Below are 11,879 nucleotides of genomic sequence, written 5' to 3'. Positions count from 1 at the left end.
GGTCAGCGCCAGTGGCGTACCGGTCCGCCGCCGGCGTTCCGATCGCGGGAAACCTTGATCGCGACCCACGGGCCCAGAACGAAGACGTTCCCGTCCTCGAACTCCAGCCGTTTCCGCCGCCCCCGCAACTCCCTTACATCCCGCACCCGGTGCGGGATGCCGCCCACGGCGATCACATCCCCTCGCCGCACCCCATCGGGCATGACCTCTAAGGTCTGCATCACGCGCTGCATGCCCAGCCCCCTACCGCCGAGGCGCAAGGCTTCGCTTGTTGGCCTCGCGGACCTTGGCCAGTAGTGCCTCGCGGCGTACGGCGTCGGTCGCGACGTCTTCGCCCGAGTCGGCCTGCTCCTCCGGATCGGGTGCCGACTCCTCAGTCACTGGGCGCACTTCCTCAGGGCTGCTGCCAACTTCCACGCCACATCGGCCCGGCAGCATCCGAGTTCCACCAGCGGCGACAGGTACTCGCTCGTCAGGGACACCAGATCGCCACCGAGCGACGGCAGCACGACATCCACCCCCGCCAACGCCTCGCGCAGCTCGTCCCGTGCCGCCTCCGCCTCCCGCGCCTTCTCAGTCGCGCGCCCGCGCTTGCCCGCATCCATGTCCGCCGTCCTCCTTGCCGATCACTGTCTTTCCGTGATGAGCATGGAGGCGTAGCGCTACGCTCACCAGGGGTAACGGTTTTCGGAGCATCGGAACGAAAACGGGAGTCGCAAGTGCCCGCACCGAAAGAACTCGACCCGAGTACATCCCTGGCTGCGCTCTACGGCGTGAAGCTGCGCAAGCTCCGCATCCGCGCTGGGCTCACCCAGAAGCAGTTGGGCGAGAAGCTTCCGATCGCGCACAGCAGGATCGCTCAGTTCGAGCTGGGCAACGAGGTGCCTCCGGAGGATGTCAACGGCCGCTTGGACGAGTTGCTCGACGCAGACGGCGACTTGATCGACCTGTGGAGTCACGTCAAGCCGACGCCGCACCCGCAATACGCGCGCAGATTCATGGATCTTGAGCCCAAGGCCGTCAAGATGCTGAAGTTCCTGTCGCAGACTGTGCCTGGCCTGCTGCAGACAGAAGCGTACGCCCGGGCGCAGATGCGCATCGGAAACCCCCGAGACCCTGCCGCGCGGATTGAGGAGCGGGTGCGTGCCCGGCTGGGGCGGCAGTCGATCCTCCACAGCAGCCAGCCGCCACTGCTCTGGTGCATCCTAGATGAGGCTGTCCTGCGGCGGCCGATCGGAGGCCCGCTTGTGATGGCAGAGCAATTGGCCCACCTGATCGCCTGGGCCCAGACACCTCATGTGGTCGTGCAGATGCTGCCGTTCGCGGCGGGCGGCCACCCCATGCTCGCGGGATCGCTGACGGTCATGAGCTTCAGGCGCGGGCCTGACGTGGTCTACGTAGAGGGCTCCCGCACCGGCGAACTGGTGAAGGAGACGGAAGAGGTTGCCCAGTACGCCCTCACCTACGATCTGTTGCAGGCGAGCGCATTGTCACTGGACGAATCGCTGACCGCCATCCACGAGTTCATGGAGGGGTACCGAGCATGCGCACCACACGCATTGCGCTGAGCAAGGTCAGTTGGCGCAAGAGCACTTACAGCAGTGACGACGGCGGTGACTGCCTGGAGTTCGCCGACGACATCCCCGGCGCCGTGCCCGTCCGCGACAGCAAGGCGCCCGCCGGTCCCGTGGTCCTCTTCGGGGACGCCGCCTGGAGTGCCTTCGTTCAGCACGTCCGAGAGGCGTAGGGCGGTTCGCCGCCGGGGCGCGGATTCCTGGACCCCGGTGCGGCGCGCCGCCCTTCAAAGGAACGGGAGAGAACCCACCCAACCAAACCGGTGGTCCAACTCCCCTCGCTACACGATCGGGTGAAGGGCGCGACGCGCACCCTGACCGGTGGGGTACGGTCGGCCGCAACAACCTCACACATGCAGACGGCCCCCGACAGGACGGCAATCCTGGCGAGGGCCTGACCGATCCGGAAGAGCGAAGCTTCCCGATGGCTGATCCACAGTCTAACGCGGTCGCGCCCGCGCGCCCCGCGAATCCGATCCCCACGGACGCCCCCAGCGCCGGGGTGATCCACTTCCGTCACCGCCACACCGACCGGTTCACGGTTGTCGGCAACCACCTGGCCCAGCACCGGCAACTCTCCGCCGTCGCGATCGGGCTCGCCGTGTACATCCAGTCCGTTCCGGACGGTGTCAGCGTCACGGCCAAGGCCCTCACCCTCCGCTTCCGCGAAGGCGAGGTCACCATCCGTCGAGCCCTCAACGAGCTTGAGCAGGCCGGATATCTGGAGCGCCGGAGGATCCCGCTCGGTGGCGGCCGTTTCGCGACCCGCACCCTCGCCTACGACAAGCCCGGCTGTGGTGCAGAAGCACCTTCAGCCGCGCCGGTTCGGCAGGAACGAGCCGCGCCGCCCGAACCCGAGCCCGAGCCCGTCCCACCGCCGGCCGCGGGCCCGGCCTCGGACCTCCTGGCCCGGCTGCGGACCGTCGACGCCCGCCTCGTCCTCTCCGTGCGCGACGTCCAGCGGCTGACGCCCGCCGTCGAGGAATGGCTCGCTCGGCACGCCACCTCCGAGCAGATCACCCGTACCCTCACCGCCAACCTGCCGCCCGCACCGGTCCCCATCCACCACCCGCCCCGCTTCCTGGAGCACCGGCTCACAGCCCTCCTGCCGCCACCCCTCCCGGTGTCCGCTCCCGAGCCGCAACGCCCCCGCCCCGCACCCCTCATCACGTGCGACGGCTGCGAACGTGCCTTCCGCAGCCGCGTTCCCGACGCCCGGTGCGGGGACTGCGGCCCCGCGCCGGACCGGTCCGCGGCGTGAGCAATTGCGCCCGCTCCCGACAGATGTGGGCTTTGCCCTGGTCAGGGGGCGCGAGAAGGGTGATCATGGAGTGACTGTCAGTGGGGGCCCGTAACGTCGAGCGAGTCAGTCACCGACCGTGGCCGCATGCCCCCGTCTCTGGAGTGTCGCCCGACCATGACATCTGCCGCGCCGTACGCCTCCACTTCCCTGGCCGATCTCCTGCCCGCCGTGCGCTACGCCGATCCGCAACTGCTCGCCGCCCGGCTGGAGGACGTACGGCTGCCTCTCGGCTGGTGGCACGCAACCCCGTTGATGGAGATCGAGCGCGTCATCGGAGCCGAGGCGCTCAGTCACCAGGTGGCGCAGGCGTTGCGGTCGCTGTGGCCGCATGTGGAGCTCGGGGACGTGCTCCCCGTGCTGCGGCTGCTCGGTACCCCCGGGGCCGAGCCGGGGAAGACGGTGGCGCAGGTCGCCCGGGAGGCAGGGCCCGGCGTGGTGGACGGGGACCGGGTTCTTGCGGCGGCGTTCGGTTCGATCCTGGACCGGCTGCACCAGCGCGGCGTGCCCCGGGAGGAGAGCGAGGGCGCACGCGTACGGGATGCCGTGGCCGTGATCGCCCGGTGGCTGCCGGCGGACGCACCGGCCGAGGTACGTGCGGCGCTCGCCGTGCTCCAGGGGGTGGAGGAAGAGCCGGAGGACGGGCCGTCGCCGGTGTCGGTACCCGAGCCCGTCGAAGAGCAGGCGGCCGAGGATCAGCCCCCGGCCGCGGAAATTCCGGCGCCCCGCGAGGACTTCGAGGACCGCGACCCGGCCGAAGGCGACGAGGAGCCGCATGTCGGCGACGATGCGAGCCCGACGCCCGCCCCCGCGCTGATGGCAGAGCCGCTCGCCGCCTTCAAGCGACTGGTCGGCGGCTGGGACGAGCGCGCACTGGTGATCGCCGGACAGCGGATGTTCACCGACGAGCCGGTGAAGCTCCAGGTCCTGGGCGAGCGGTTCTCCGTCAGCCGGGAGCGGGTGCGGCAGCTGGAGCGCTCCGTGGCGGACTCCCTCAGGCAGTGGATGGTGGCCGACGCGGACGGCCGGGCCTTCGCCGGGCACCTGGCCGCCGTCGCCGAACAGCTCGGTACCGTGGGCCGGGTGGCCGAGGTGCACGCCCTGCACCCCGACCACGCCCGCCCCGTAGAGGTGGTGGGCGTCCCCCTCGGGGACATCGTGGCCCGGCTGCTGCCCGGAGGGACCCTCGACGGGACCTGGATCGTGCAGGGCGACGCAGCCGCACTGCGGGCGGTCATGCAGGAGGAGCTGCTCGCCGCCTGCGGGGACACCCCCTTGGCCTGGGACGACGCAGTGGCCCTCGGGCTGCGGTACGGAGTCCGGGGCGAGGTGCTCGCCGCCTGGGCGGCCGAGATCGGTCGCTTCCAGGTGCGGGAGGGGCGGCTGCTGTACTGGGGGCGTTCGCTCAACGACCGGGCCGCCGCGGTGCTCGGCCTGCAGGGGACGCCGATGTCCATGGAGGACATCCACGAGCAGCTCGCCGACGGCACCGCCATCAACAGCATGCGCAACCAGATCTGGACCGACGAACGCTTCATCCGGCTCGACCGGAACCTGTACGGACTGCGCGCGTGGGGCGGCGAGGAGTACCTCGGCATCCGGGAGATGATCGCCCGTGAGATCGCCAGCGCGGGTGGGGAAGCCGAGGTGAACGCGATCGCCGAGGCCATCAGCTCCCGGTTCGACGTGTCGGCGGCATCGGTCCGCACCAACCTCGGCGGACCCGGGTTCGCCCGCACCCGCCGCGGCTGGGTCCGCGTCGCCGACGAGCCGGGCGAGCAGGACGCGCCGTACGTGCCGCGCAACGACGTCGCCGCTACGCGACGCTGCTTCGTCGGAGCCGACGGACGCTGGTGGTACCGGATGGAAGTGACCGGCGACCATCTGCGCGGCTCCGGCTTCCCGGTGCCCGCAGGCTGGGCCGCCCACGTCGGAGCCGCCCCCCACCGCGAACCGGTCCCGCTGCGCCACGAGGCCGGAGAGACCTCACTCACCTGGCGAGCCCAGCCCACCTTCGGTTCGGTGAAGCCGCTGCTGGAGCACATCGGAGCGACCGTCGGCGAACAGGTCTTCCTCAACGTGACCGACGGCCGGCTCAACGCGCTGCGGCTGCCCGTACCGGGAGACGGACTCAGCCCCGAGGGCGGGGCTGCCCGGCTCACCGGCTGGACGGCCGCGGTGATCCCGGCGGAGGCGGTCGAGGTCATCGCCCGGCGCATCGGCATGGAGCCGGGCCAGGACGCTGCCGCCTTGCTGGAGCGACTGGCTGAGCGCGGCGACAAGGACATCGGTGAACTGCTCGAACAGGCCCTGTCCCGTGCGGTAACGGCATTCTGATGTCGAAGGCGCTCGCTAGCATCGGGTTCGTGACCGGCCGTCACGGTCCGGGCAGCGTCGGCCGCGCTGTGGGGAGGGGCTCGCGAGGGCACCGCGCGCAGGACGAAAGAGGGAGGCACTGATGGCGACGGGAAAGACCGTCGAAGTCCCGGGCAGCACGCGCGGATCGACGGAGGAGGACCTCCTCCAGCGGGTCCGCGAGGTGGCGCAGGAGTTCGTACCGGCGTCCTCGTACGAGATCCGGGACGACCTGGGCGAGCTCATCAGCCGGGACTTGCTCGGCCCGTGGGACGGACCGGACGAGGAGTTCGACCACCGGGCCGCCGGCCCCCGCGACCGGTATCTGGTCGGGCGCATCGGGCCGAAGCGCGCCCTCAGCACCACCCTCGCCGCCGCCGACGAGCAGCTCCTCGACGACTCCGACGGCGAGGGCGACGGTACCGACCAGGGGCTTCCGGAGCGGCTCACCACCCAGAACGCGGGGCGCATGTGGGCCTCGTCGATGGGCCTGATGTTCGCCGTCCCGGCGACGGACGACGCGGCAGCGGTTGCCGTGCGGGTCCGCTGGGGGCAGTACCACCGTGCGCAGGTCCTGGGTGACGACGGCGTTGCACGTGCCACCTGGACCCGGGAGCAGGTGGAGAAGCTCGTCACCGTCCCGGTCGACGGAGTGCCCCGCCAGGTGCTGCCGCTCACCGCCGACCAGGAGGACGCCCCCGGTGTCCGGCTGGTCGCCGAGGTGCGCAACCGGCCGGGGGCTGCCGGGCCGAGCCGAGTCGTCGAACTGTCCCTCGTGAACGCGCAGGACGAACCCCAGCAGGCCAAGGACGCGGCCTGGCTGTTCCAGGCCGAACTGCACGTCACCGCCACCGACGGCAAGGCCCCGGTCTTCCTGCCGATCTCCGACCCGCTGGACGAGGCAGAGAAAGCCGCCCAGGACGCGCTCGGAGCGGCCGACCTGGAGGAGCAGCACCTGACGCTGCTCTACCGCAACCACCTGAAGCACGCGGCGGGCCGAAACGTGGCCGTTGCGGTCACCATCGACAAGGGGGAGCGCAGGGCCCACGCCCTCACGACCACCTGGCTGCCGGTCCACGACGTGCCGGCCACGATCGCCCCGTCCGGGGCGGAATCGCAGCACCTCGACGGCATCGAGCTGTCCATGGACGAGCTCGCCGTGCTCCCCCCGTCCGCGCTGAGCGACGCGCTGGCTCCGCTCGCCAACGGTTACAGCGCCTGGCTCGACGAGCGGGAGGCGCAGGCAGAGCAGCTGGCCGGGGCGCTGCGCACCAGTGCCCTCGACGCGGTGAGCCGGGCCCGTGACGTCGCCGTCCGGATCACCCTCGGCGTGGACGCCCTCTCGAACCCCGAACGCCCCGAGGTGCTGGAAGCGTTCCGCTTCGCCAACCGGGCGATGGCCCTCCAGCGGCGACACACCGCCATCGCGGCCCTGCGGGAGCGGGAGGGCCTCACGTTCCAGGAGGCCAAGAAGCGCATCGACGCCGAGGGGGCGGAGGCCGCGTCGTGGCGTCCGTTCCAGCTGGCCTTCGTCCTCCTCAACCTCCGGGCGCTCGCCGACCCGACGCTGAAGGAACGCGAGGCGGGCCCGGACGGCATCGTCGACCTGCTGTTCTTCCCCACCGGCGGTGGCAAGACCGAGGCCTACCTCGGGCTCGCGGCCTTCACCTTCGCCATCCGTCGGCTCCAGGGGACGATCGGCACCGGGGAGGACGCCCGCAGTGGCGAGGCCGGCGTCGCCGTGCTGATGCGGTACACCCTGCGGCTGCTGACCGCCCAGCAGTTCCAGCGTGCGGCGGCGCTGGTCTGCGCCGCCGAAGTGCTGCGCCGCGAGGCCTACGACGGCGGCGACGTGCGCTGGGGGACCACCCCCTTCCGGATCGGCCTCTGGGTGGGCGGCGCGGTTTCCCCGAACGGGTTCGACGAGGCTCAGAAGCAGATCGCCGAGGCTAAGGACAACGGGGACGGCAAGGGCGCGAAGGTCCTCCAGACGCTGGCCTGCCCCTGGTGCGGCTCCGCACTGAGCGCCCAGCGCGACCTGCACGCCGACGAGGACCTGCGCCGCATCCTGCTCTACTGCCCCAACGGCGAGGGCAAGCAGGCCTGCCCGTTCTCGCAGCGCCGCTCACCGGGCGAGGGACTGCCCATCCTGACGGTGGACGAGGAGATCTACCGGCTGGCTCCCAGCCTGCTGATCGCCACCGTCGACAAGCTGGCGCAGCTGCCCTGGCGCGGCCAGGCGGGCATGCTGTTCGGGCGGGTCACCGACCTCTGCCCGCGGCACGGGTACCGCCACGCGGACCTCGACACTCGCACCAAGTGCGGGGACAAGCACCAGGCCAAGGGCAAGCACGCGGCGGTGAAGAGCAAGCCGGTGACGCGGCTGCGCCCGCCGGACCTGATCATCCAGGACGAACTCCACCTGATTTCCGGCGCGCTGGGCACGACCGTCGGCCTGTTCGAGGCGGCCGTCGACGAGTTGTGCGGCTGGCAGGTGCAGGACGCCTACGGCACGACCGTCCGGGTCGGCCCCAAGATCGTGGCATCGACGGCGACGACCAAGCGGTCGGCGGACCAGATCAACGGCGTCTTCGCGCGGAAGTCGGCGATCTTCCCGCCCCAGGTCATCGACATCGGCGACACCTTCTTCTCCCGGCAGGTTGAGCTCTCGAAGGAGGCACCGGGGCGGCGCTACCTGGGCATCTGCGCCCACGGCGTCCGTATGAAGCAGGCCGAGATCAGGGTCGCCGAGATCCTCTTCCTGGCCGGCCAGACCCTCTTCGACCGGCACGGCAAGCCCGCGGACCCGTACATGACGCTCGTCGGCTACTTCAACGCGACGCGGGAACTCGCCGGTATGCGGCGCTTCCTCGACGACGACATCGCCACCCGCGTACGCATCCACGGAACCCGCAAGGGCCTGTCGAACCGCCTCCTGCGGCGTACGGAGATGCTGTCCGTCCAGGAGCTGACCTCGCGCATCTCCTCGGCGGACATCACCGAGGTGCTGTCCCGTCTGAAGGTGCCCTTCGACGAGTCCATGGACACCACCGTGCGGCGCCAGGCGGTGGCCGACGAACTGCGGGCGGCCGCACAGCACAAGCAGCGCATCGACGTCTCGAAGCTCGGACTGCGCAACGAGGGCACCGGAGCCGTTGACGCGGTCATCGCGACCTCCATGCTCCAGGTGGGGGTCGACGTCTCACGCTTCGGCCTCATGATGGTCGTGGGCCAGCCCAAGAACACGGCCGAGTACATCCAGGCGTCCTCGCGCGTGGGCCGCGACGCCCAGCGCCCGGGACTGGTCGTGGCGCTCTACAACTGGACGCGGCCGCGGGACCTGGCCCACTTCGAGAGCTTCGGGCACTACCACGCCACCTTCTACCGTCAGGTCGAAGCCCTGTCCGTCACCCCGTTCGCCCGCCGGTCCCTGGACCGTACGACGGCGGCGGCCTGGATCGCCGCCGTGCGCAACGCGACCACGCCCCACTCCCGCAACCACGACGCCTACGACATAGACCCGGACGGCCCGGTCGCGCGGCAGGTCACCGAGCGGTTCCTGGCCCGCGCCGAGGCCGTCGGCGGGCCGCGCGCCCGCACGTATCTCGGGGAGCGCATCGAGGTCCTCAAGGACGCCTGGGCGCACAAGAAGCAGGGCTCCGCCCGCCTCGGATACGAGGAGGCGGCATGGCAGGGCCAGCGGCTCAGCGGGCTGCTCAACAAAGCCACCGGCGCCACCTGGGACGAGCTCACCGTCGCCCAGTCGATGCGTGAGACGGAGAACGAGATCAACCTGCTCGTGCCCGGAGCAGGTCTCTACGACGTGGTCGGCGGGGCGCCCGCGTGGAGCTACGCGGCCGGGGCGGGCCAGGCCGACCCGGACGGCGAGGACTCGCCCGAGGGAGACGAAACGGGCGCCGTGCTGGACGGCAAAGCCGACAAGGCCGGCCGTCAGGGGAAGAAGGCTTGAGCATGACGGACAAGACACAGCACCGGCGCCGGGTCGGATCCGTACGCCCCAGCCACCTCATGTACACGGGCGGCGTGGGCGCCCTGGTCGACCTGCCCAACTTCGCCGTCCTGGTGCGGGGGATCGACGACTGGCAGTACGACACCTTCGAGTGGGCGGACCTGAAGGAGCCGCGGCTGCTGCGCGCCGTCAACGGGCTGATAGGCGACCCCTACGGCGCCCAGGTCATCCAGCTGCGGCCGGCACCCTGGATGGACGGCACGGACAACGACCCCAACGGACCCGCATCACGTGTCGGCGTGCCGGTCCTGCCCTTCCCCCAGTGGCTGCGCTGCACCGCGTGCAACGCCCTCGGCGGCCTCGACTCCAAGATCTTCAAGTTCGAGAACGCCAAGCCCCGGCGGCCCGACCAGGCGCGTTTCTTCCACGAGAACTGCACGGCCAAACGCAAGGGCAAGGGACCGCTGGCCGTCGCGGCGCGCTTCGTGCTGGTCTGCCAGGCCGGGCACCTGGACGACTTCCCGTACGCGTCGTTCGTCCACCGGGGCGGGAACTGCGCGGAGGCCAGCCACCCGCGGCTGGAGATGCTCGACCACGGCGGCAACCAGGCGGCCAACGTGAAGGTGCGCTGCGTGAACTGCGGCAGCGAGCGCAACATCCGCGACGCCATGGGGCAGCGCGGCGAGATCACCCTGCCGCACTGCCGGGGACGCCACCCCCACCTGGCGACCTTCGATCCCGCAGGCTGCAAGCAGCGGCCTAAGCCGCTGGTCATCGGCGCCTCGAACCAGTGGTTCGCGCAGACCCTCAGCGTCCTCGCGGTACCGCCGACCAGCGGCAGCGCTCTGCAGGGCAAGGTGGAACAGCTCTGGGAGCAGCTCCAGAAGGCGAAGTCGCAGGATTTCCTCGACATGGTCTGGGAGCTTCCGCAGTTCAAACCGTTGCATCAGTGGAGCCAGGCCGAGGTGTTCGAGGCCATCGAGGCGCATCGGGCCGCGACGGCGGATCCCCAGCCCTCGGGAGCCGCCTCGTACCCGGACCTGCTCACGCCCGAATGGGAGATCTTCACCAGTTCGCAGCTTCCGGAACCGACCGAGGACTTCGCGCTGCGCGACGTCCCTGTGCCGCCGGCCCTCGAGGGGGTCTTCTCCCATGTCGTCCAGGCTGAGCGACTGCGGGAGGTGCGGGCGTTGATCGGTTTCACCCGGCTCGACGCCCCGGACCCCGAAGATCCCACTCTGGTGGCCCGCGCACCTCTCTCCCGCAGCCGCGTTCCCGCCTGGGTGCCGGCCAGCGAGGTGCGAGGCGAGGGTATCTTCCTGCGGGTCTCGGACGAGCTGATGGCCGGCTGGGAGCAGCGGGTGGCCGGCACCGCGGCGCTCGCGGCGCACCGGGACGCCTACGTCGAGTTCCGCCGCAACCGTTACTCGGGCCGCGTCGAGGACACCGACGACCCGCTGCGCGGCTGGCCTGGCGCCCGGTACATAGCGCTGCACACGCTGTCGCACCTGCTGATCCGGGCCATTTCGCTGGAATGCGGATACTCCTCGGCGAGCCTCTCCGAGCGTATCTACGCCGGCCGGGACGACGACCGGCGTACCGGCATCCTGATCTACACCGCAGTCCCCGACGCCGAAGGGACACTGGGTGGCCTGGTCGCCCTCGCAGAACCGGAGAAGTTCAGCAGGGTGGTCCGGCGGGCCCTCCATGATGCCGAGCGGTGTTCCTCCGACCCGCTGTGTGCGGACCGGCTGCCCCGGCCCCCGCACGAGGACTTCCTGCACGGCGCCGCATGCCACGTATGCCTGTTCGTGTCGGAGACCACCTGCGAGCGCGGCAACCGGTTCTTGGACCGGCGGTTCATAGTCCCCATCGACGACCCGGACCTCGTGCTCCTCCAGGGCCTCAAATGAGATGGGCACGGCTGCTCAAGGCCGCCGCGGAGGCGGAGGCGGCCGCAGGGATCCTTGCGCTGGGCGCACTGGCCGACGGCATAGCAGCCGGACAGACCCGCGCCACGCTGCTCACGGTCAGGTCGGCCTCCGCCTACGCGGAGGCTGCGGCCTCCGTGCTCGACGCGATGGACGCGGACGGCCTGTCCCGGGAGGAAGCCGCCGCCTGCTTGCACGGTCTGGCCGCCGGCTACGCGCAGCGTGACCGTGCACAAGAGGTCTCGCTGGTGTGGAGCGGCCCCTCCTCCCACCGGGTGCCCGTACGGTCCACGGACAGGGCGCTCCTGGGGCTGATAGCCGAGGCGCGGACAGAGCTGATCCTCATGACCTATTCGGCACGGCGGTACCCGCCTTTGACAGAGGCGTTGCAGGATGCCGCGGTCCGGGGGGTCGGCGTGGACATCGTCGTCGAGACGCTGCAAGGCGCGGGCAGCGCCCTGTCCGGGGACGAGCCGGCGAGCGCGTTCACCGATGTGCCGGGAGCACGCCTGTGGCACTGGCCCCTGGACAAGAGGGCGGAGCCCGGAGCCAAGACGCACGCGAAGCTTGCAGTGGCCGACCGGCGGACGCTGCTGACCACCAGCGCCAACTTCACGCAATCGGGAGTGGACCGCAACATCGAGGCCGGAACGCTCATCAGAGGTGGCTCCGCGCCGACGCGGGCCGCGGAACACGTGTCGGAACTCCAGCGCACGGGCGTCCTCCAGCGCTTCTGGTGACGTCGCTGC

The 11,879-nt window shown here is 70.8% G+C and carries 10 protein-coding genes; 7 read left to right on the top strand and 3 right to left on the bottom strand.

Features of this window, described 5'->3' with window-relative positions; genetic code table 11:
- Window positions 1-2: 2 nt before the first annotated feature.
- Genes AB0F11_RS08315 through AB0F11_RS08305 form a run of 3 tightly spaced genes read right to left on the bottom strand, consistent with a single transcriptional unit; the run spans window position 3 to window position 605 of the window.
- Complete coding sequence (locus AB0F11_RS08315; protein WP_327133903.1) at window positions 3-233, bottom strand: hypothetical protein; 231 nt, start codon at window positions 231-233, stop codon at window positions 3-5.
- A 10-nt stretch (window positions 234-243) separates the two neighbouring features.
- A complete protein-coding gene (locus AB0F11_RS08310) occupies window positions 244-381 on the bottom strand; it encodes a hypothetical protein (RefSeq protein ID WP_362169689.1) in 138 nt (45 codons plus the stop codon).
- Window positions 378-605: a hypothetical protein gene (locus AB0F11_RS08305; RefSeq protein WP_362169688.1), complete on the bottom strand. Its 228-nt coding sequence runs from the start codon at window positions 603-605 to the stop codon at window positions 378-380. The genes AB0F11_RS08310 and AB0F11_RS08305 overlap by 4 nt, the downstream gene beginning before the upstream one ends.
- Before the next feature lie 168 nt (window positions 606-773).
- Here AB0F11_RS08305 and AB0F11_RS08300 point away from each other — a divergent pair, with 168 nt between their 5' ends.
- From AB0F11_RS08300 to drmC, 7 genes are all read left to right on the top strand, one after another.
- Window positions 774-1,568 (top strand): helix-turn-helix transcriptional regulator, encoded by a 795-nt coding sequence (locus AB0F11_RS08300; protein ID WP_362169686.1) that lies wholly within the window; start codon window positions 774-776, stop codon window positions 1,566-1,568.
- Complete coding sequence (locus AB0F11_RS08295) at window positions 1,544-1,747, top strand: DUF397 domain-containing protein (RefSeq protein ID WP_362169684.1); 204 nt, start codon at window positions 1,544-1,546, stop codon at window positions 1,745-1,747. The genes AB0F11_RS08300 and AB0F11_RS08295 overlap by 25 nt, the downstream gene beginning before the upstream one ends.
- 251 nt (window positions 1,748-1,998) lie before the next feature.
- A complete protein-coding gene (locus AB0F11_RS08290) occupies window positions 1,999-2,835 on the top strand; it encodes a hypothetical protein (RefSeq protein ID WP_362169683.1) in 837 nt (278 codons plus the stop codon).
- Between the two features lie 156 nt (window positions 2,836-2,991).
- Entirely contained in the window at window positions 2,992-5,211 is a 2,220-nt protein-coding gene (locus tag AB0F11_RS08285; RefSeq protein WP_362169681.1) for a hypothetical protein, read from the top strand.
- A 121-nt stretch (window positions 5,212-5,332) separates the two neighbouring features.
- Entirely contained in the window at window positions 5,333-9,199 is a 3,867-nt protein-coding gene (gene drmA, locus AB0F11_RS08280; RefSeq protein WP_362169679.1) for a DISARM system helicase DrmA, read from the top strand.
- A gap of 2 nt (window positions 9,200-9,201) precedes the next feature.
- Window positions 9,202-11,112, top strand: a complete 1,911-nt coding sequence (locus AB0F11_RS08275; protein ID WP_362169677.1) for a DUF1998 domain-containing protein — start codon at window positions 9,202-9,204, stop codon at window positions 11,110-11,112.
- Window positions 11,109-11,870, top strand: coding sequence for a DISARM system phospholipase D-like protein DrmC (drmC, locus tag AB0F11_RS08270; protein ID WP_362169675.1), 762 nt, complete (start codon window positions 11,109-11,111; stop codon window positions 11,868-11,870). The genes AB0F11_RS08275 and drmC overlap by 4 nt, the downstream gene beginning before the upstream one ends.
- Window positions 11,871-11,879 lie beyond the last annotated feature (9 nt).

Origin of the sequence: Streptomyces sp. NPDC032472 (genome assembly GCF_040636955.1) — a bacterium.
GTDB lineage: Bacteria > Actinomycetota > Actinomycetes > Streptomycetales > Streptomycetaceae > Streptomyces.
Note: the sequence above shows the minus strand (reverse complement) of the source record. Positions and strands in the feature narration are given on the sequence as shown.

Excerpts from the sequence above, each read along its gene's own strand:
- AB0F11_RS08315 (WP_327133903.1), bottom strand. The coding sequence starts at position 233 with ATGCAGCGCGTGATGCAGACCTTAGAGGTCATGCCCGATGGGGTGCGG.
- AB0F11_RS08305 (WP_362169688.1), bottom strand. The coding sequence starts at position 605 with ATGGATGCGGGCAAGCGCGGGCGCGCGACTGAGAAGGCGCGGGAGGCG.
- AB0F11_RS08295 (WP_362169684.1), top strand. The coding sequence starts at position 1,544 with ATGCGCACCACACGCATTGCGCTGAGCAAGGTCAGTTGGCGCAAGAGC.
- AB0F11_RS08290 (WP_362169683.1), top strand. The coding sequence starts at position 1,999 with ATGGCTGATCCACAGTCTAACGCGGTCGCGCCCGCGCGCCCCGCGAAT.
- AB0F11_RS08285 (WP_362169681.1), top strand. The coding sequence starts at position 2,992 with ATGACATCTGCCGCGCCGTACGCCTCCACTTCCCTGGCCGATCTCCTG.
- drmA (WP_362169679.1), top strand. The coding sequence starts at position 5,333 with ATGGCGACGGGAAAGACCGTCGAAGTCCCGGGCAGCACGCGCGGATCG.
- AB0F11_RS08275 (WP_362169677.1), top strand. The coding sequence starts at position 9,202 with ATGACGGACAAGACACAGCACCGGCGCCGGGTCGGATCCGTACGCCCC.
- drmC (WP_362169675.1), top strand. The coding sequence starts at position 11,109 with ATGAGATGGGCACGGCTGCTCAAGGCCGCCGCGGAGGCGGAGGCGGCC.